This is a genomic window from Citrobacter sp. Cpo045 (assembly GCF_030332875.1).
GTDB classification, from domain to species: Bacteria; Pseudomonadota; Gammaproteobacteria; order Enterobacterales; family Enterobacteriaceae; genus Citrobacter; species Citrobacter portucalensis.
Window position 1 is genome coordinate 583,910 of the sequence record NZ_JAOWGZ010000103.1, and the last position, 21,367, is coordinate 605,276.

At 49.6% G+C, this 21,367-nt stretch carries 16 protein-coding genes; 9 read left to right on the forward strand and 7 right to left on the reverse strand.

Annotation, left to right across the window (positions count from 1 at the left end; genetic code table 11):
* Window positions 1-563 precede the first annotated feature (563 nt).
* Together rcsD and rcsB are read left to right on the forward strand one after the other, a co-directional pair.
* Window positions 564-3,233 carry a phosphotransferase RcsD gene (gene rcsD, locus OGY13_RS18795; protein ID WP_213753085.1) on the forward strand — a complete coding sequence of 890 codons (2,670 nt, stop codon included), beginning with the start codon at window positions 564-566 and terminating at the stop codon, window positions 3,231-3,233.
* Between the two features lie 16 nt (window positions 3,234-3,249).
* The gene (gene rcsB / locus OGY13_RS18800) at window positions 3,250-3,900 is read left to right on the forward strand and encodes a response regulator transcription factor RcsB (protein ID WP_003027592.1); all 651 of its coding nucleotides are present in this window, start codon (window positions 3,250-3,252) and stop codon (window positions 3,898-3,900) included.
* Window positions 3,901-4,016: 116 nt separating this feature from the next.
* Here the strand turns inward: rcsB and rcsC are convergent, their stop codons facing one another.
* Window positions 4,017-6,863, reverse strand: coding sequence for a two-component system sensor histidine kinase RcsC (gene rcsC / locus OGY13_RS18805; protein WP_213753086.1), 2,847 nt, complete (start codon window positions 6,861-6,863; stop codon window positions 4,017-4,019).
* A 54-nt stretch (window positions 6,864-6,917) separates the two neighbouring features.
* Between rcsC and OGY13_RS18810 the strand changes: the two genes are divergently transcribed.
* Entirely contained in the window at window positions 6,918-7,181 is a 264-nt protein-coding gene (locus OGY13_RS18810) for a hypothetical protein (protein ID WP_081365299.1), read from the forward strand.
* 50 nt (window positions 7,182-7,231) lie between these two features.
* Window positions 7,232-7,987: a MurR/RpiR family transcriptional regulator gene (locus OGY13_RS18815; RefSeq protein ID WP_048224672.1), complete on the forward strand. Its 756-nt coding sequence runs from the start codon at window positions 7,232-7,234 to the stop codon at window positions 7,985-7,987.
* A gap of 92 nt (window positions 7,988-8,079) precedes the next feature.
* Here the strand turns inward: OGY13_RS18815 and OGY13_RS18820 are convergent, their stop codons facing one another.
* From OGY13_RS18820 to gyrA, 5 genes are all read right to left on the reverse strand, one after another.
* Window positions 8,080-9,096, reverse strand: coding sequence for a Gfo/Idh/MocA family protein (locus OGY13_RS18820; protein ID WP_048224675.1), 1,017 nt, complete (start codon window positions 9,094-9,096; stop codon window positions 8,080-8,082).
* 11 nt (window positions 9,097-9,107) lie between these two features.
* Window positions 9,108-10,124, reverse strand: coding sequence for a PTS glucitol/sorbitol transporter subunit IIB (srlE, locus tag OGY13_RS18825; protein ID WP_186413152.1), 1,017 nt, complete (start codon window positions 10,122-10,124; stop codon window positions 9,108-9,110).
* Complete coding sequence (locus tag OGY13_RS18830) at window positions 10,105-10,503, reverse strand: PTS glucitol/sorbitol transporter subunit IIA (protein WP_048224679.1); 399 nt, start codon at window positions 10,501-10,503, stop codon at window positions 10,105-10,107. Before OGY13_RS18830 ends, srlE begins: the two co-directional genes overlap by 20 nt.
* Window positions 10,504-10,512: 9 nt before the next feature.
* Window positions 10,513-11,034, reverse strand: a complete 522-nt coding sequence (srlA, locus tag OGY13_RS18835) for a PTS glucitol/sorbitol transporter subunit IIC (RefSeq protein ID WP_186413151.1) — start codon at window positions 11,032-11,034, stop codon at window positions 10,513-10,515.
* Window positions 11,035-11,392: 358 nt separating this feature from the next.
* On the reverse strand, window positions 11,393-14,032 hold the full coding sequence (gene gyrA / locus OGY13_RS18840) for a DNA topoisomerase (ATP-hydrolyzing) subunit A (RefSeq protein ID WP_057066395.1): 2,640 nt from the start codon (window positions 14,030-14,032) through the stop codon (window positions 11,393-11,395).
* Window positions 14,033-14,190: 158 nt separating this feature from the next.
* Here gyrA and ubiG point away from each other — a divergent pair, with 158 nt between their 5' ends.
* The 4 genes from ubiG (at window position 14,191) to yfaE (ending at window position 19,119) form a co-directional block, all read left to right on the forward strand.
* Window positions 14,191-14,919: a bifunctional 2-polyprenyl-6-hydroxyphenol methylase/3-demethylubiquinol 3-O-methyltransferase UbiG gene (ubiG, locus tag OGY13_RS18845; RefSeq protein WP_008785314.1), complete on the forward strand. Its 729-nt coding sequence runs from the start codon at window positions 14,191-14,193 to the stop codon at window positions 14,917-14,919.
* A 419-nt stretch (window positions 14,920-15,338) separates the two neighbouring features.
* Window positions 15,339-17,624 (forward strand): class 1a ribonucleoside-diphosphate reductase subunit alpha, encoded by a 2,286-nt coding sequence (gene nrdA, locus OGY13_RS18850; RefSeq protein ID WP_003834667.1) that lies wholly within the window; start codon window positions 15,339-15,341, stop codon window positions 17,622-17,624.
* Window positions 17,625-17,734: 110 nt separating this feature from the next.
* The gene (gene nrdB, locus OGY13_RS18855; protein WP_003834668.1) at window positions 17,735-18,865 is read left to right on the forward strand and encodes a class Ia ribonucleoside-diphosphate reductase subunit beta; all 1,131 of its coding nucleotides are present in this window, start codon (window positions 17,735-17,737) and stop codon (window positions 18,863-18,865) included.
* A complete protein-coding gene (gene yfaE, locus OGY13_RS18860) occupies window positions 18,865-19,119 on the forward strand; it encodes a ferredoxin-like diferric-tyrosyl radical cofactor maintenance protein YfaE (RefSeq protein ID WP_003027609.1) in 255 nt (84 codons plus the stop codon). Before nrdB ends, yfaE begins: the two co-directional genes overlap by 1 nt.
* Window positions 19,120-19,122: 3 nt before the next feature.
* On the opposite strand, the gene OGY13_RS18865 is transcribed toward yfaE, so the two are convergent.
* Window positions 19,123-20,313 carry an MFS transporter gene (locus tag OGY13_RS18865; protein WP_048234859.1) on the reverse strand — a complete coding sequence of 397 codons (1,191 nt, stop codon included), beginning with the start codon at window positions 20,311-20,313 and terminating at the stop codon, window positions 19,123-19,125.
* Between the two features lie 160 nt (window positions 20,314-20,473).
* On the opposite strand from OGY13_RS18865, the gene OGY13_RS18870 reads away from it, so the two are divergent.
* Window positions 20,474-21,352 (forward strand): LysR family transcriptional regulator, encoded by an 879-nt coding sequence (locus OGY13_RS18870; RefSeq protein ID WP_213752565.1) that lies wholly within the window; start codon window positions 20,474-20,476, stop codon window positions 21,350-21,352.
* The last annotated feature ends 15 nt before the right edge of the window (window positions 21,353-21,367 follow it).

The following is a 21,367-nucleotide window of genomic DNA, read 5'->3' on the forward strand; positions in this document are numbered from 1 at the left end:
AATGCGAGGGAACTTTTTTAAAATCAAAAAACAGTCGGAATAAGCACAAATAATCAAGAATCATTTCAATACTCTTTAAAATCAATGTATTACACAAAAAAATCTTATAGCACTGAATGACAAAACAAAATCTTCACTCGCAACTAAAATAGACCCGCTATCATCATTAACTTTATTTATTACCGTCATTCATTTATGAATGTCTGTTTACCCCTATTTCAGCCGAATGCTCAGCGTTCGGTTTTTTTTTACCCTTCTTTACACAAAACTTACCTTTCTGTGCTACCGATGCAAAACTATAACGACTATTAACTATCTCGTAGCGTTGTGATCAGATATAAATTTGATAAATAATTTCTTGTTATTTAATGCTAAATGTATACTTTCCGTACAAATATTTGTACCCGCCTTTATCCACTGTACACCTTTGCACCGTCATGGCTGCAACAAAATGAGGCGTAAAAAATGCAAGCTATGCCGCGCGGTGTAAGTGTGGTAATTCATACATTACCCTTTATACTGCCCCTTCATCTTTCGCGTCGTTTAACAGGTCATAAACACGAATGAGTCAGTCTGACACAACGGTTTCCACCCGATTCTCCCTGTTACCAGGAAGTATTACCCGTTTCTTCTTATTACTGATCGTTGTGCTGTTGGTGATGATGGGTGTTATGGTCCAGAGCGCCGTCAACACCAGGCTAAAGGATAAGAGTTATCAGATTGTCGATATTACCCATGCCATTCATAAAAGGGTCGATACCTGGCGATACGTGACCTGGCAAATCTATGACAATATTGCCGCTACAACCAGTTCACCAGGCGCAGATGGGCTACAGGAAACGCGTCTGAAACAAGATATCTATTATCTTGAGAAACCCCGCAGAAAGACTGAAGCGCTGATTTTCGGCTCGCATGACAGTTCTACACTGGAAATGACCCAGCGTATTTCAACGTATCTGGACACGTTGTGGGGCGCGGAGAATGTCCCATGGTCAATGTATTACCTGAATGGTCAGGACAACAGCCTGATCCTAATCTCGACGTTACCGCTGAAAGATCTGACCTCTGGTTTTAAAGAATCGACGATTGGGAATATTGTGGATTCCCGGCGCGCTGAGATGCTGCAACAGGCTAATGCGCTGGATGAACGTGAAAGCTTCTCTTCACTGCGCCGTCTGGCCTGGCAAAACGGGCATTACTTCACGCTACGCACGACCTTTAATCAGCCAGGACATCTGGCAACGGTTGTCGCCTTTGACCTGCCGATTAATGACTTGATCCCTCCCGGGATGCCGTTGGACAGTTTCCATCTGGAACCTGATGCCACCTCAACGACCGAGCACCTGAATGAAAAAGAGTCGCCTGACAGCGTCAGCATTAATTTCAACAACAGTAAAATTGAGATCTCTTCGGCGCTAAACTCAACGGATATGCGGCTGGTGTGGCAGGTTCCGTTTGGCTCATTGCTGCTCGACACATTGCAAAGCATTCTGCTACCGCTTTTGCTGAACATTGCGTTACTGGCTCTGGCGCTGTTTGGCTATACCACCTTTCGCCACCTCCCTGCCCGTTCGACTGAAGTGGCGCCAAACCTTGCGGCAAATAACGAACTGCGTGTTCTGCGCGCAATTAATGAAGAGATTGTTTCCCTTCTGCCGCTGGGATTACTGGTACACGATCAGGAAGCAAACCGCACGGTTATCAGCAATAAAATTGCCGACCACCTGCTGCCGCATTTAAATCTGCAAAACATTACCAATATGGCAGAGCAGCATCAGGGAGTGATTCAGGCCACCATCAATAATGAACTGTATGAGATCAGACTGTTTCGCAGCCAGATCTCCCCGAGAACGCAGATCTTTATCATTCGTGACCAGGACCGCGAGGTGCTGGTCAATAAGAAACTGAAACAAGCACAGCGGCTGTATGAGAAAAACCAGCAGGCCCGCGCGGCCTTTATGCAGAATATTGGCAGCGCGCTGAAAGCCCCCGCGAAAACGCTGGCTGCTAATGCCGCCGCGCTCAATACACCAGACAGCCAGAAACTGGCCAATCAGGCCGACGTTCTGGTGCGCATGGTGGACGAAATCCAGCTAGCCAACCTGCTGGAGAACGATGCCTGGAAAGGTGAATCCACACTGTTTTCCGTGCAGGCATTAATTGACGACGTGGTTCCGGAGGTTCTGCCGGCCATTAAGCGTAAAGGGCTGCAGCTGCTGATTAAAAATCACTTAAGCGCCCATGACGAACGCCGTGGCGATCGCGATGCCTTGCGTCGTATTTTGCTGCTGTTGATCCAATATGCGGTAACCACCACGCAGATTGGTAAAATCACGCTGGAAGTCGACCAGGATGAGTCAGAGGCCGAACGCCTGACCTTCCGCATTCTGGATACCGGGGAAGGCGTCACATTAAATGAAGTTGATAATCTCCATTTCCCATTCATTAATGACACGCAGGGCGATCGGTATGGCAAAGCCAACCCGCTAACGTTCTGGCTGTGCGATCAGTTAGCCCGCAAACTTGGCGGACACCTGAATATTAAAGCACGGGAAGAACTTGGAACACGTTACATCGTCCATGTTAAAATGCCGCTGCACGATCAACATGCTGATAGTGAAGAGCGCCTGTTGGATGACGTCTGCGTAATGGTTGATGTCACCTCAAATGACGTACGTAGCATTGTATTACGTCAGCTGGAAAACTGGGGGGCAACCTGCATCACGCCCGATGAACGGTTGAATAGTCAAGAATATGATCTCTTTTTAACGGATAATCCGTCTAATCTTACTGCCTCAGGCCTACTTTTAAGCGATGATGAGTCTGGCGTACGGAAAATTGGCCCAGGCCAACTGCGCGTCAACTTTAATATGAGCAATGCTATGCAGGAAGCGGTCCTTGAGCTGATTGAAGAGCAGCTGGCACAAGAAGAGTTCCAGGAACTCCCCCTCGGCGGAGATGAAAACGCCGAACTTCATGCCAGTGGTTACTACGCACTCTTTGTAGACACAGTACCGGATGATGTTAAGAGGTTGTATACTGAGGCGGCTATCAGCGATTTCGCTGCATTAGCCCAAACGGCCCATCGCCTGAAAGGCGTGTTTGCCATGCTTAATCTGGTACCCGGCAAGCAGTTATGTGAAGCGCTGGAACATCTTATTCAAGAGAAAGATGCTCCAGGTATAGAAAAATACATCAGCGACATTGACGTTTACGTCAAGAGCTTGCTGTAGCAAGGTAGCCCAATACATGAACACTATGAACGTAATTATTGCCGATGACCACCCGATTGTACTGTTCGGTATTCGTAAATCACTTGAGCAAATCGAGTGGGTAAATGTTGTCGGCGAATTTGAAGACTCCACTGCACTGATCAACAATTTGCCTAAGTTGGATGCGCATGTGTTGATTACCGACCTCTCCATGCCGGGAGATAAATACGGTGATGGGATCACGTTAATTAAATATATCAAGCGTCATTTCCCAAGCCTGTCGATTATCGTTCTGACCATGAACAACAATCCGGCTATCCTGAGCGCGGTACTGGATCTCGATATCGAAGGGATCGTACTGAAGCAAGGCGCGCCAACCGACCTGCCAAAAGCGCTGGCCGCGCTGCAGAAAGGTAAGAAATTTACCCCTGAAAGCGTGTCTCGTCTGCTGGAGAAAATCAGCGCCAGCGGCTATGGCGACAAACGTCTGTCACCGAAAGAGAGTGAAGTTCTACGCTTGTTTGCCGAAGGTTTCCTTGTTACTGAGATCGCCAAAAAGCTCAACCGCAGCATTAAAACCATCAGCAGCCAGAAAAAATCGGCAATGATGAAGCTCGGTGTGGAAAACGATATCGCACTGTTGAATTACCTTTCCTCTGTGACGCTGAGTCCGTCAGACAAAGAGTAATTCTTTATCACGTCAAAATGCCTGATGGCGCTGCGTTTATCAGGCCTACGAATAAACAGCATCGTGCACGTTTCGTAGGCCGGATAAGACTAACGCCGCCATCCGGCTCTTTTCCCCTATCCCCGCGTTTTTCTCACTCTTTCCGCATAGACCGCCAGCGTTTGCTTCAATACGTCTAAGGTCACCGGCTTGGACAGACAGCTATCCATACCTGATTCCAGACAACGCTGCTTCTCTTCGGCCAGCGCGTTTGCCGTTACCCCCACAACAGGCAGCGTTAACCCTAGCTGGCGGATACGCTGCGTCAGGCGATAACCATCCATATTTGGCATGTTGACGTCACTCAGCACGATATCGATATGGTTTTTGCTGAGTACATTGAGCGCATCCACACCGTCATTCGCCGTTTTACACTGATATCCCAACGATCCCAGCTGATCGGCCAGTAAGCGCCGGTTGATAGGGTGATCGTCAACAACCAGGATCATCATGTCATCGTTCGTCGCACCGGCTTTATCCGGGGCTGGCAGCGCCGTGGAGAGATCTTCACTCCCCAGCTCTACACTGTAGATATGCGCCAACAGCGCAGGCAGTTCGTGCGGTGACGCCACGCTGTGTACCCATTCTCCAGGCTCTCTTTCCAGCGGAATGCCAATATGGCGGCGGCAGAAAATTACCGCTGCTCGTCCCTGCCAGGCCTGTTCCAGCACATCGTCGGCCACCAGCAGGTCATCCGCATCAGGCTGTTGTCCCTCATATCGCAGCACCGTCATCCCGTTACGCGTCAGGCTGGATTCGAGAAATTGGTACAGTGACGCATTACGTACTGCCAGCCAGCAACGCGTGCCTGCCAATCCTTCAACACCCTTTTTCAGCGGATACTGTGCGCCATAAAGCGGAATACGCAGCGTAAACTGACTCCCCATTCCCGGCTCGGAATCGACGGAAATATCCCCATCCATCATGCTGATCAGTTTTTCACAAATCGCCAAACCGAGTCCCGTTCCCTGGAAATTACGCTGTACGCCAGTCCCCACCTGGAAGAAAGGATCGAACAACCGAACCACCTCTTTGGCAGGGATCCCTACACCGGTATCACGCACTCGAATGCTCAGGTAGTCGCCGCTGCACTGCACGTGCAGCACAATACAACCGGTATCGGTAAACTTGATTGCGTTACTCAGCAGATTAGAAATCACCTGTTGTAAACGCATCGGATCGCCATTCAACGCCACGGGCACATCCGGGTCGATAAAGCAGTACAACCCCAACTGCTTGCGGACCACCAGCGGCAAATAGTTAGCCGTAATATGGTTCATGACTTCACGCGGTGAAAACTCTCGCGGCTCAATCTTCAACTGTTCAGATTCAATTTTTGAGAAGTCGAGAATATCGCTGATAATTTTCAGCAGCAGGCTGGAAGAGTTATTCATCGCCGTTACCAGACGATCCACCCCACTCGGTAACTCTTTGGTTTGCAACAAATCAAGGTTCCCGATAATGCCATACAACGGTGTACGTAGCTCATGGCTCACCGTCGCAAGGAACATCGATTTGGACTGGCTGGCCTGTTCCGCCGCCTGCGCCATCTCCTGCAACGACTCTTCCATTTTAACGCGCGCACTGACATCAACCAGGACACAAATTGCCACGTTTTCATTGCGATAGCGCGAGTGCACAAAGCTGATTTGCAGATTGGTATTGTTGCTGGTTAGCACATCAACAAAATTGACCTGTTGGCCGCAAATAATTTGCGTTAGCCGCTGACGGTCTTCATGCGTCAACATGTTCAGATAGGTGTGCGCCAGTTCGTTACTCAGGATGTTAATGCCATCCATCGTGCGCAGAATACAAATACCCACCGGCGCAGAAGCCACGATTTTACGGTTAAACTGCTCATGTTCTTCCAGCCGCTGAGCATCACTTTCCGCCGGAATAAAAATGCGCCGTTCATACATGCGCGTGAGCATAAACAATGCCGCGCCAACCAGCGCGTTCAACAAGATAGCGTTCAGGATCATCATGCGGATCCGTTCCAGCACCAGATCGACCGGAACGGAGTACACGATGCTCAGGGAGGACGGAGGCAGATTCTTCTTCAATACCAGCTCGCGGAAACCCGGCGTGTAACCAAACCAGGAGCGTTCCTGCATCCAGTGGGGCTCAGCCTTAATATTCCCTTCAGGGCCAGTGAGCGAAATCAGCGCATGCCCATTTTCGTCGAGGATGGTCACGCCCATCGGTAAACTGCCCGGCGTGAAGAAATTCTCCATACGAATAGGCTGCTCTACGCCCAACAGCGCCTGGAGGCGATTGGCGAGGTAAACCGGCGTCAGCGCATAGAAATACCCTACTCCCGGACGTGGCCCCTGGCTGATCCAGAACAGGTTGTTGCCGTTTTCATCTTGCGTAGCATTGCGATACTTAATAATGCGCTCATGCAACGCCTTCAGGGCCTCGTCACGTTCGACAGGCATATCACGCAAGCCGAAATTGGCCATACAGAGGTTGTCGCTGCCAATCAGGAACACTCGATTTAAATCATAGGCGGCGGAAAAGTTGTCGCGCCAGTAGCGCATAAACCATGCCAGTGATTCCAGAGAACCTCGCCAGGCGTTGCCCATGACAGAACAGTCTGAGTCGGCAAACAACGGCTCAAAATTAGGCACGACGGTTTTATCATCTCGCGCCCGCAGCGACATCACACCGTTTTCTGCCGTTAAGCGATTCTCGGCAATATATTTAAGCTCTTTAATGACATCAGATGTGCGCTGAATGTAGCGCTGGGCTTGATCGGAGCTGAGATTAAGCTCCTGATGGATCTCTGACTCTCGCTGGTGCAGCGCATTCACAATGTAGAACACGGAGGCGAACGCAATCAGACACCAGATGACGAGCGCCAACGCTCTGAACAGGTAGCGTGAAACTTTTAGGGTTGAATGAACGGAAGCAAGGTATTTCAAAGGGGCGAAGCTCCGCCTCAGGGCATTAATAGAGTGTGGTTAAGGTAGCGGTAAATGTCCGGCGTCGCAATGCCCTCTCTTTACGGGAATATGATACACCGCGCTGAAACCGTTGTCTTAACCCCGCAATATTTACACAACCAAATGGTCATTGTGTCGATAATTCCACATGTTTATAGCGTAGAAATCACAGGCCGTTCAGCAGTCTTATCTGAAAATGAGAAAAAACGCTTTGCTGCTTGCCCTGCTCAACGTTATGCGGGGGAAGCGCCGTCAATCCCCTTCACGTTAACCACTCGCCAGGCAACACAGAGGTAACTTGAAGGAAAAAGTGTATATGTCATAATAAACAAAACCGAGGGACCTCAATGAACATTATCGAACAACTTCAGTTACTGGTGAAAACTGGCTCACACACGGAACAAACTATTAGTCGTTACATTCTGGCTACATTATCAGGCGCAGAAAAACTGACATCGACAGCAATTTCAAAAAAGACTCAGACCAGCCAACCTTCTATTGTTCGTTTTGCTCAAGCGCTCGGTTATACCGGTTTTACTTCTTTTAAATATGATTTAATTAAATGTCTACGCAGTGAACCTGCAGTGCTGCTTCCAGCACAGGCAACAAAGAATAATGTTATTCTCAGTGAATTTATCAACAATAATAACCCAGCAGCAATTAATACTTTCTTTGAAATTATCAGCTCCAGCCGCAACCTTTATTTTTGTCACTCCCGGGAACTAGGCTCTTTACTCAGTAATATCATTCAGGACTACAGTGATATTGGTAAGGTCTGTATTCCCGTTGAGTATCAAAATGCCGATTCGCTGTTAGCCAACAGCCTGACAGATTGTGATTCCGTAATCTTGCTACCGGGTCCCAAAGATGAACCGGATAACCAGTTGATTACATTGATTCGCGAGCATGAGGCTGCCTCGCTGGCTGTCGCCTGCCACCAGAGCGGCACATCGCTTGCCGATGTGACCCTGTACACTCCTCAATCCAGCGTCAGTCCTCTGAGTTTTGCCGCATTGAAAATGTCACTGCATACGCTTTTCTTTCATGCCCTGCAATATTGTTATCTGAATATGAATAATGAAAAGACGCCCCATAAGCGATGATCATTGGCAGGGTTGGGGGAATAAGACACCCTACTTTAATCATAGAAATTAAAGTCAAAAAAAAATACTTATGAGACGTAAAAAAAGATTAATTACAAGTGCACAATATTTCCTGTTGATAGTGAATGATGTACTGCCTCGCAAATTAACGTAGCCTGTAAGCCGTCTTCTGCTGTTGCCAGATAAGGTGTATCAAATAATATATGCTCCACAAAATCATGTATTGGCTGAATTCCGTATCCGCTGGCCTTGTTATTAACATAATTGATAAAGTTATAATTTGGTGTCGCGCTACGTTGTGGTGTAAACATTTCATAGCCGCGCAACTGCGCATCTGCTCGATAATAGTTATTTTCAGTAATAACAAAACTACGACCATCATTTGCTTTGGGGAACGTAGAGGGCAGACACCATCCCACCTCCACCGTCCATTGCGCACCATTTTCAAACGTAACAAAAGACTGAATGGTGTCCCAGGAGTCGATACCTTCAGCAACCAGTTTCTTTTTCTGCCCTATCGCATAGACGCTCACTGCGTTGGCACCGTTCATATAGTATCGAATTAAATCGAAACAGTGAGTGCCGAGAAAATGGACGGGTGAGCTTTCATTCGCCCACGATAACCAGTTTTTTGGCACATCGATGATGTCATCCATGCTCATATAGCCACGTAGTACCTGACCGGTTTCAGGCTTCAATAGCTCATGATGAATATGTTGCGCCATTCCGTCCCAACGCTTGTGGTAATCAACACCAATTTTCACCCCATACTCTGTAGCGCAACGGATAATCTCCCGACATTCCGCCGACGTTGTTGCCATCGGCTTTTCAATCAGCACATGTTTTCCAGCGGTAATGGACTCAATTGTTGCATCAAAGTGGAAAGGATCCGGGGTGGCTATCGATACCAGATCAACTTGCGTAGCGGCAAACAGTTCTGCCAGCGATGCAAAGCCGGGAATATGAAACTCCTGAGCTACGCTGGCCCGAATGTCCGGGTTGATTTCGCAAAACCCGACCAGATTCACCCACGGATTATAGTGGTAAGCATTGATATGGTGTTTGCCATAAATTCCCGCGCCAACCACCGCGGCATTGATTTTATTCATTACATGATTCCTCAGTTAAACAAACCAAAAGAAAACAGATAGCCGATAGCCACCGCCAGAGGAGCGGTAATCATTCGTGATAACAGGAAGGCAGGAACGCCAAGACGAATGGTCTTCTCTTTCGCCTCCTGCATGGAAAGCCCGACAGGAATAAAATCGGCCCCTACCTGAACATTTATCGCGAACAGTGCCGGCAACGCCATCAGTGGAGAAACCACTCCGCTACCGATTAATGTTCCCACCAACACACCCACAACCTGTGCTATGGCCGCGCCAGGAGCCAGAATGGGTGAGATAAACGGTAAGCCGCAGATAATCGCGATGACAAACAAGCCAGTTAACGACCCGGCAAGCGGTGATAGCGCATTCCCGGTCCACTGACCAATTGCCGTTTCCTGCACCAAAGCAATTAACACAGAGATAAAAGCCATAAACGGGATAACGTTTTTAATGCACAGCTCAACCGACTCACGCGCAGAGGTATACAGCAGGCTGACAAAATTACCGATACTCGTAGCAAATCGGGTCATCAACTCCAGCGCAGTGTTGGTTGCTGAACCGCTTGGTTTTGTGTCAACCTGGCGGCTGACAACCGCCGAAGCATCACCTGCGGGCAAAGGTTCAGCAAGATTAACCTCTTCGTGTGCATTGACCGGTTGGTTAAGCGTTTCAATCAACGATAGCGATTCGCTGCTGATATCAGAAATATAGATATCCTCAGTGATATACTTCGCCAGCGGTCCCATCGCGCCGGTAGGGAGGATGTTGATGGTCTTGATTCTTTTTTGCGGGTAGATGCCGCAGCGCAATGAACCACCGCAGTTGATCACCACGCAGAGGATTTTCTTATCATCTGGCATTGCATCAAAGCCGTTAACCACCGGCATCTCGAGCATTTCACCCAGTTTTTTTGCAATAGGGTCAATGCTTTTCCCGGTGAGCGACAAGATTACTTTGCTGGTATCGCGAGATAAATACATGTCATCGCCAATTCCTGAATGACCTTTTTTAATCAGCACGGTTTTCATTGGTTTTCCTCATTATTGTCAATGGGCCCGTTAATTCATTAACGGAAGGCGAGAAACCGCTTTTAACGTGTAATGAACCATAGGCAATTGGCTTTTCTGCCCCGTCAAATACCACTGTAATATGACCCAGCTCACATAGATTTTGCCACGCAGCATCTCCCCAGCAGGTGATATTCCATATCTGGTTATTAATCTGTAAAACATAGTTCGCTGTTTTTTGTAACGGTGCGCTATCAAAAACAATATTCTTTATAACCAGCACATAATCGAGATAATCTTCCGGGGCGCGATCGTTAAACGTTATGAGCATGCCATTAAGCAGCCCTTCCTCTACTTTCTTTCCAGCTTTTACGACATCAGCCGAAAATAGCACTTTCATTGTCTTTCCTTATTTCTGATTAAGTTCGCGTTTTTCCAACCTTGTGAAGATATATTCGGTAAGAAAACCGCGGATAAATCCAAGCAGAATACCTGCAGCGATATAACGCAATGCCAAGTCGGCAACAGGAAGGTCGAGTCGGGTAATCCCCGCCGCCACTCCCAGCCAGATAAAGAGTTCCGATGGTACGATGTGGGGAAACAGCGAGGTCAGTGGATGTACGGTACTGCCCAGTGCATCCTGATAAGCGGGCTTACACCGTTCAGGCAGGAACTTACCCATTGTCAGCGCGCCGGGGCTGCTAAGGAAGAACCAGGCAAAACTGGGCAATATTCCGTATGTTAATATTTTTGATTTCCCCATCAGGGTCGCGACTTTTTCCATTCGCTGTTGACCTATTAACTTCATAATGAAATTAACCGTCAGAATTAATGTTATCAACATCGGAATGGTACTGACGATCATCCCAGAGAATATCTTCCCTGCACTCTGAAAAAGATGGATAAAGCCTTCCGCAATTTCAACTATCATAGTTAACTCCCAACGCCGAGGTAAAAGTATATTCATCCGTCAGAGATGAACTGACAGACTGAGGCAGCCAACGCATTTTTCTTTCACACTTCAGGTGCTTTTTCTTAAATAGTTTGCAGGTCTCCTGTTCATAGCGGATGTTAAAAAATCTTTTATTGGGCAGAGAAAAGTTAGCGGTAAAAGAGTGAACAAACAGTGAGCACTCTCACAGAGTTATAATTATTCATTTATTTTTGTATTTTTATACAAGAAGCGGGTGGACGGTTAGAAAAAGATAATGAGCTGATGGGTAAGGGATTATTCAGGACGTAAAAAAGGGAGGCAAAGCCTCCCTTGTGCACAGTACTACAATGTTTAATTACTCGTCAGCGTCATCCGCTGCTGCATCATCATCGCTTTCCGCTTCAGGTGCGATATCCTCGTCACCTTCAGCTGCACTTCCGTCGATGGAATCGAGCTCTTCATCATCAACCGGTTCAGCAACGCGTTGCAGACCCACGACGTTTTCATCTTCCGCAGTACGGATAAGGATCACACCCTGGGTATTACGCCCTACCACGCTGATTTCCGACACGCGAGTACGTACCAACGTACCTGCGTCGGTGATCATCATGATCTGGTCGGTATCTTCAACCTGCACTGCGCCAACAACGGAACCGTTGCGCTCGGTAACCTTGATGGAGATTACGCCCTGGGTCGCACGAGACTTGGTCGGATACTCTTCCGCCGCCGTACGTTTACCGTAACCGTTCTGAGTAACGGTCAGGATCGCACCTTCACCGCGCGGAACGATCAGCGATACCACGCTATCTTTTTCCGCCAGCTTGATACCGCGTACACCGGTCGCGGTACGACCCATTGCACGGACAGCATCTTCTTTAAAGCGCACCACTTTTCCTGCCGCAGAGAACAACATGACTTCGTCACTGCCGGATGTCAGATCTACACCAATCAGTTCGTCGCCTTCGTTCAGGTTAACCGCAATAATACCGGCAGAACGCGGACGGCTGAACTCGGTCAGCGCCGTTTTCTTCACGGTACCGCTGGCGGTTGCCATGAAGACGTTCACGCCCTCTTCGTACTCACGTACTGGCAGAATTGCGGTAATACGTTCGTTAGCTTCCAGCGGCAACAGGTTGACGATTGGACGTCCACGTGCGCCACGGCTTGCTTCCGGCAACTGATAGACCTTCATCCAGTACAAACGACCACGGCTGGAGAAGCAGAGGATCGTGTCATGGGTGTTGGCCACCAGCAGGCGGTCAATAAAGTCTTCTTCTTTAATGCGTGCTGCTGATTTACCTTTACCGCCACGACGCTGCGCTTCGTAATCGGTTAACGGCTGATATTTCACGTAACCCTGATGAGACAAGGTTACGACTACATCTTCCTGGCTAATCAGATCTTCGATGTTGATGTCAGCGCTGTTCGCGGTGATTTCGGTACGACGAGCGTCACCGAACTGTTCACGAATCAGCTCCATCTCTTCACGGATAACTTCCATCAGACGATCGGCGCTGCCCAGAATGTGCAGCAGTTCAGCGATCTGTTCCAGCAACTCTTTGTATTCGTCGAGCAGTTTTTCGTGCTCAAGGCCGGTCAGTTTCTGCAAACGCAGATCCAGAATAGCCTGGGCCTGCTGTTCAGTCAGATAGTACTGACCGTCACGCACGCCAAATTCCGGCTCCAGCCATTCAGGACGCGCGGCGTCATCACCGGCACGTTCCAGCATGGCAGAAACGTTGCCCAGTTCCCACGAACGCGCAACCAGCGCAGCTTTCGCTTCAGCCGGGGTCGGCGCGCGGCGGATCAGTTCGATGATCGGATCGATGTTCGCCAACGCAATCGCCAGCGCTTCAAGGATGTGCGCACGGTCGCGGGCTTTACGCAGTTCAAAGATAGTACGACGGGTTACGACTTCACGGCGGTGACGTACGAACGCGGCAATAATATCTTTCAGGTTCATGATCTTCGGCTGGCCATGGTGCAATGCAACCATGTTGATACCGAAGGAAACCTGCAGTTGGGTCTGGGAATAGAGATTGTTCAGAACCACTTCCCCGACCGCATCGCGTTTCACTTCAATCACGATGCGCATACCGTCTTTGTCAGACTCGTCACGCAGCGCGCTGATGCCTTCAACGCGTTTGTCTTTTACCAGCTCGGCGATTTTCTCAATCAGGCGCGCTTTGTTTACCTGATACGGAATTTCGTGAACGATGATGGTTTCACGGCCCGTTTTGGCATCCGCTTCGACTTCCGCGCGTGCGCGAATGTACACTTTGCCACGACCGGTACGGTAGGCTTCTTCGATACCACGACGACCGTTGATGATCGCGGCAGTCGGGAAGTCCGGACCCGGAATATGTTCCATCAGCCCTTCAATGCTGATGTCTTCATCGTCAATATATGCCAGACAGCCGTTGATCACTTCGGTCAGGTTGTGCGGCGGAATGTTGGTCGCCATACCTACCGCGATACCGGACGAACCGTTCACCAGCAGGTTAGGAATTTTGGTCGGCATGACGTCAGGAATTTGTTCGGTGCCGTCATAGTTGTCGACGAAATCAACCGTTTCTTTTTCCAGGTCAGCCATCAGCTCATGGGCGATTTTCGACATACGGATTTCCGTATAACGCATCGCCGCTGCGGAGTCGCCATCGACAGAACCAAAGTTACCCTGACCATCTACCAGCATGTAGCGCAAGGAGAATGGCTGCGCCATACGAACAATGGTGTCGTAAACGGCGATATCACCATGAGGGTGGTATTTACCGATTACGTCACCAACGACACGGGCAGATTTTTTATAGGCTTTATTCCAGTCGTTGCCCAATACGTTCATGGCGTAAAGTACGCGACGGTGAACCGGTTTCAGGCCATCTCGGACGTCCGGCAGCGCACGGCCAACAATGACCGACATCGCATAATCCAGATAGGAGCTCTTCAGCTCTTCCTCAATGTTGACCGGTGTAATTTCTCTCGCAAGGTCGCTCATCTAACCGCTATCCCTCTACTGTATCCCGGATTCAAAGGTCGCAAATTATAACACATCCGTGCAGATTCAGGTAAATGGATTCCCCCTGACAGAGGCTTTATTCATCCCGTCAGGCTGATATACTCATTTGCATCGCAAATTTAGGAGTAGAAGCCCCAATGAATGCCGAAAAACCTCCGGTAGCTCACAACGTTGACCATGAAGAAATTGCCAAGTTTGAAGCAGTCGCGTCACGCTGGTGGGATCTTGAGGGTGAATTTAAGCCGCTGCACCGCATTAACCCACTGCGTCTGGGCTATATTACTGAGCGCTCAGGCGGCCTGTTTGGTAAAAAGGTACTCGACGTCGGATGCGGCGGCGGTATTCTGGCGGAGAGTATGGCGCGCGAAGGTGCCACCGTCACCGGACTGGACATGGGTTTTGAACCGCTGCAGGTAGCAAAACTGCATGCACTGGAAAGCGGTATCCAGGTAGAGTACGTACAAGAAACCGTCGAAGAGCATGCGGAAAAGCATGCACATCAGTATGACGTTGTCACCTGCATGGAAATGCTGGAGCACGTGCCAGACCCACAGTCAGTGGTCAGAGCTTGCGCCAGGCTGGTCAAACCGGGTGGCGAAGTATTTTTCTCCACGCTTAACCGCAACGGCAAATCCTGGCTGATGGCGGTGGTCGGAGCGGAATATATTCTGCGCATGGTGCCGAAAGGCACGCACGATGTGAAAAAGTTTATTAAGCCTGCTGAATTATTAGAGTGGGTAGACCAGACCGTGCTGAAAGAGCGCCATATGACCGGCCTGCATTACAACCCCATCACCAACACCTTCAAACTTGGCCCGGGCGTTGATGTGAACTATATGGTACATACCACCGCCAAGGTTGATTAACCGCTCCTGTAGGCCGGATAAAGCGTGCAACGCCGCCATCCGGCATGCTTACTTGAACCATGCCTGATGACGTTTCGCTTATCAGGCCTACAAATCCTGTGCCAGATCATAAGAACTTTCCTTGCCTTAGATGAAGAAATCAGCACTCGATCAAATTTTCTATTTTTTTTCTCAATTATTGACATCCCCGCCAGGCCTTATAAGACGCGCACTTAGCGATTATCACCCTTTTGCAACCTCAATTTAACCTCAAAATCAACTCTTGTGCTGAAAAGAATCCCTACTAGAATACTCACCATATAGCGTCTATTTTATCAAACAACCCCTACATATAGTATTTATCCACAGACTTAGTCACAACATGACTCTGTGGATAATATGGGGGATATTTTTTCTTTCACGGACAGGTAAAAAACCACATGAATCAGAGTCTGCTGGTGACAAAGCGTGATGGTAGTACAGAGCGCATCAATCTCGACAAAATCCACCGAGTTCTGGATTGGGCGGCAGAAGGACTGAATAACGTATCGATTTCTCAGGTCGAGCTGCGCTCCCACATTCAGTTTTATGACGGAATCAAGACCTCCGACATCCATGAAACAATCATCAAAGCAGCCGCCGACCTGATCTCCCGCGAAGCGCCGGATTATCAGTATCTGGCTGCCCGTCTGGCGATTTTCCATCTGCGTAAAAAAGCGTACGGTGAGTTTGAACCGCCAAAGCTGTTCGACCATGTCGTGAAAATGGTTGAAATGGGCAAATACGACAATCATCTGCTGGAAGACTACACGGAAGAAGAGTTCAAGCAGATGGACTCGTTCATCGTACACGACCGTGATATGACCTTCTCCTACGCTGCGGTGAAGCAGTTGGAAGGTAAATATCTGGTGCAAAACCGTGTTACCGGTGAGATCTATGAAAGCGCACAGTTCCTCTACATTCTGGTAGCTGCTTGCCTGTTCTCTAACTATCCGCGTGAAACACGTCTGCAATATGTAAAACGTTTCTACGACGCCGTTTCTACGTTCAAAATCTCGCTGCCGACGCCAATTATGTCCGGTGTGCGTACCCCAACGCGTCAGTTCAGCTCCTGCGTACTAATCGAGTGCGGCGACAGCCTGGACTCCATCAACGCAACCTCCAGCGCAATTGTGAAATACGTTTCTCAGCGTGCCGGTATCGGCATTAACGCTGGTCGCATCCGTGCGCTGGGTAGCCCGATTCGCGGCGGTGAAGCGTTCCACACCGGCTGTATTCCGTTCTACAAGCATTTCCAGACTGCGGTGAAATCCTGCTCTCAGGGTGGCGTACGCGGTGGTGCAGCCACGCTGTTCTACCCAATGTGGCACCTGGAAGTTGAAAGCCTGCTGGTCCTGAAAAACAACCGTGGCGTCGAAGGCAACCGCGTTCGTCACATGGACTATGGCGTACAGATCAACAAGCTGATGTACACCCGTCTGCTGAAAGGCGGCGACATCACCCTGTTTAGCCCGTCCGACGTCCCGGGTCTGTATGACGCGTTCTTCGCCGATCAGGATGAGTTCGAGCGTCTGTACACCCAATATGAAAACGACGACAGCATCCGCAAACAGCGCGTGAAAGCGGTTGAGCTGTTCTCACTGATGATGCAGGAACGTGCCTCGACCGGTCGTATCTACATTCAGAACGTTGACCACTGCAACACCCATAGCCCGTTTGATCCGGTTGTCGCGCCGGTACGCCAGTCCAACCTGTGCCTGGAAATTGCTCTGCCGACCAAACCGCTAACCGACGTTAACGATGAAAACGGCGAAATCGCACTGTGTACGCTGTCCGCATTTAACCTGGGCGCTATCGAAAGTCTGGACGAACTGGAAGAGCTGGCTGTACTGGCGGTACGTGCGCTGGATGCGCTGCTCGATTACCAGGATTATCCGATTCCGGCCGCCAAACGCGGTGCGATGGGTCGTCGTACGCTGGGTATTGGCGTGATCAACTACGCTTACTGGCTGGCGAAAAACGGTAAACGCTACTCTGACGGCAGCGCCAATAACCTGACTCACAAAACCTTTGAAGCGATTCAATATTACCTGCTGAAGGCTTCTAACGAGCTGGCAAAAGAGCAAGGCGCATGCCCATGGTTTAACGAAACCACCTATGCGAAAGGTATTCTGCCGATTGATACCTATAAAAAAGATCTTGATGCTATCGCTAACGAACCGCTGCATATGGACTGGGAACAGCTGCGTGAATCTATCAAGACTCACGGCCTGCGTAACTCCACGCTGTCAGCCCTGATGCCGTCCGAGACCTCTTCGCAGATCTCCAACGCCACCAACGGTATTGAACCGCCACGCGGTTACGTGAGCATCAAAGCATCGAAAGATGGGATTCTGCGTCAGGTCGTGCCGGACTACGAACACCTGCACGACGCATACGAACTGCTGTGGGAAATGCCAAACAACGACGGCTATCTGCAGCTGGTAGGCATCATGCAGAAATTTATCGATCAGTCGATTTCCGCCAACACCAACTACGATCCGTCGCGCTTCCCGTCCGGAAAAGTACCGATGCAGCAGTTGCTGAAAGACCTGCTCACCGCCTACAAATTTGGTGTCAAAACGCTGTATTACCAGAACACCCGTGACGGTGCGGAAGACTCTCAGGACGATCTGGTACCATCCATTCAGGACGATGGCTGCGAAAGCGGCGCATGTAAGATTTAATCTTTTGCCGGGTGGCGTAACGCTTACCCGGCCTACAAATTAATTCGCGGTATTGTAGGCCGGATAAGCAAAGCGCATCCGGCAGTACATTCCAGACAGGATTCACATCAATGGCATACACCACTTTTTCACAGACGAAAAATGATCAGCTTCTGGAACCGATGTTCTTCGGCCAGCCGGTGAACGTCGCCCGCTACGATCAGCAAAAATATGACATCTTTGAAAAACTGATCGAAAAGCAGCTCTCTTTCTTCTGGCGTCCGGAAGAAGTCGATGTTTCTCGCGATCGTATCGACTTCCAGGCATTGCCGGAACATGAAAAACATATCTTCATCAGCAACCTGAAGTATCAGACGCTGCTGGACTCCATTCAGGGACGTAGTCCTAACGTCGCGCTGCTGCCGTTAATCTCGATCCCTGAACTGGAAACCTGGGTGGAAACGTGGGCGTTTTCTGAAACGATCCACTCCCGCTCTTACACCCACATCATCCGTAATATTGTTAACGATCCGGCGGTGGTGTTTGACGATATCGTCACCAACGAGCAAATCCAGAAACGCGCAGAAGGCATCTCCAGCTACTACGACGAATTGATCGAGATGACCAGCTACTGGCATTTGCTCGGTGAAGGTACGCATACCGTTAATGGTAAAACGGTTGTCGTAAACCTGCGTGAGCTGAAGAAGAAGCTGTATCTGTGCCTGATGAGCGTGAACGCGCTGGAAGCGATCCGCTTTTATGTCAGCTTCGCCTGCTCTTTCGCCTTCGCCGAACGTGAACTGATGGAAGGCAACGCGAAAATTATTCGTCTGATCGCCCGCGACGAAGCCCTGCACCTGACCGGTACTCAGCATATGCTGAACCTGCTGCGCAGCGGCGTGGACGATCCGGAGATGGCGGAAATTGCCGAAGAGTGCAAACAAGAGTGCTACGACCTGTTCGTACAGGCCGCGCTGCAGGAAAAAGAGTGGGCGGACTATCTGTTCCGTGATGGCTCAATGATTGGCCTGAACAAAGACATTCTGTGCCAGTACGTTGAGTACATCACCAACATCCGTATGCAGGCTGTTGGACTCGATCTGCCATTCCAGACACGTTCTAACCCGATCCCTTGGATCAATACCTGGCTGGTGTCTGACAACGTCCAGGTTGCGCCGCAGGAAGTGGAAGTCAGCTCTTATCTGGTCGGCCAGATCGATGCCGAAGTCGATACTGACGATCTGAGTAACTTCCAGCTCTGATGGGCCGCGTGACTCTGCGCATCTCTGGCACGCAGTTGCTGTGCCAGGATGAACACCCTTCCCTGCTTGCCGCGCTCGAGTCGCACGATGTTGAAGTCGAATATCAGTGTCGTGAAGGCTACTGCGGCTCCTGCCGTACCCGCCTGGTGGCGGGACAGGTTGACTGGATTGCAGAACCGCTGGCCTTCATTCAGCCCGGTGAAATATTGCCGTGCTGTTGCCGGGCAAAAGGCGATATTGAAATAGAGTTATAGTGTTTAGTGAACTTCATGCGCGGAGACCAGTACCACGTCTCCGCGTTTTTTCATCTGCATGATATACAGCGCCCCGGCCAGTACCACCAGCAGCGCACCCACCAGATAAATCGCCCGATATCCCACGCCCTCGACCATCATCCCCATGATAAACGCGCCGATTGCCATTCCCGCATCCATCGCATTGAAAAACAGCGAATTGGCGATACCAATTTTATGGGGTTCCACCGAACTAATAATTTGTGTCTGAAATACGGGTGTGACAGAACCATAACCGATGCCAATTAATCCACCGGAAATAATCATCATAATGCTGCCGTTAGTATAGCCAAGCGCCACCAGCCCGACGGTGAAAGCCAGCAAACACGGATAGACCACGTATTTCGGCCCTTTTTTATCACAAACATTGCCGGTAAAGGTTCGACAGATCATCAGGCAAATGGCGTAACACAACAGGAAATTACTGGCGGCGGCCATCAGATCGAGCTCGCGCGCATACAGTGCGAGAAAAGCGGAAACGCCCGCGTAGGAAAAGGTCATGAAAAACGTCACCATCGCGAAAGGCAGTGCGGCGCGATCAAACATAGCAGCAAATCCCAGCTTCGGTTTTGAGCCGTCAGCATGACGGATAACCGGCGGTACGGCGACAATCAATGACAGGATAATACCCAGTACGGCAACCGCGCTACACAGCCAGAATGCAGTGGTAAAAGCTTCCCAGCGTGCCATGTTCAGCCCTACCCACGGCCCCACAACCATTGCCAGTCCCATGGCTAACGAGAAAAAACTGATGCCCTCCCCACGTCGGGAGGCCGGTATCAACCGCGCGGAAATCGTTCCTTTTACCGTGGTAATAACGCCAAACGTTACACCATGAAGCACCCGAATCAACAGCAGTGATTCAATTGAGTGGCAAACAGGATACAGCGCAGTGACCACCAAAAAGGCCAGAGAAGAGAGCACCAGAATTGTTTTATTCGAATATTTTCCTACCCATTGTCCCGCAAACGGGCGCACAACAATTGCGGCCCCCAAAAAGAAGGTGACTAATAATCCGGCCTTATCTGGAGTGGCATGCAGGCGATCCGAAATATAGATCGGTAACAGCGTGAGCAGGACATAAAAAACAAAAAATATAATAAAGCTGATTATCGTTATTGCCCAAAAATCTTTCGTCCACAGTTTTTCTTTCATATTCGACAACCTGTCCAGACGGCGCACGCAGGCAACGCTCAGCTCAACTGAACTACGGACAGGTGCGTCGAAGTGTGATTTTACGGTAGACCGCAAGTATAAACAGGTCCATTATATTAGAGAAATTAATCGTTTTAATATTGTTGATTAGAGGGAGCTAATGACATTAACCCAGATCCACGCCCTGCTTGCCGTACTTGAGTACGGTGGTTTTACCGAAGCCAGCAAGCGGCTGTACATGACCCAATCCGCCGTTAGCCAGGCAATTTCAGCGCTAGAGGAAGAGCTAGGGGTTGATATTCTTATCCGCGAACGCCGCAAAGACATTCAACTTAGTCCGGCCGGGAGTCGGATCGTTTCACACCTGCGGACGATCGTGTCTGAAACCAACGCGGTGAAAGAGATTGCCGAGCAAGAGCGACAAAACCCGGCCAGAACCCTGCGAATCGGCTGCTTTCCCAGCGCCTGTGCCTGTATTTTGCCCGGTATCATCCACCACTTCGAGCAGCACCACCCGCATATCAAAATTATCCCTTATGAAGAAAACAGCACGGCAATCGTTGATTCCCTGCGCAGTGGGGATATCGATGCGGGATTTGTACATTTCCCGGTAAATGGCATGTACTGCGTACCGGTGTATCGCGACAAATTTACCGTTGTAGTTCCTGAAAGCCATCCGCTGGCGGCCAATAGAACGATTTCAGTGGAACAACTGGTTGGAGAACCGCTCATAATCAGCAAAGGTCGCTATGAATTAAGCATCATGGCGCTATTTAAAGAGAAGGGAATTGAACCGGTCATTAAATACGAGTTTAACCATCCGGATACCGCGATGAGCTTTATTCGTCAGGGGCTGGGTATAGCGTTATTACCGGAATTAACGCTGAAGGCGGTTGGTGGGAAAGTACGCTCAGTCGCGCTGGAACCGACGTTCTATCGACAGATATCCTTACTGGCAAAAGAGCCGCCGGTGGACGGCAGCCCTTTATTTCTCCTGCAGGCATGTATGGAAACGTTGACAGCAGACGGCCTTATCTAGCAGTTAAAACGTTTC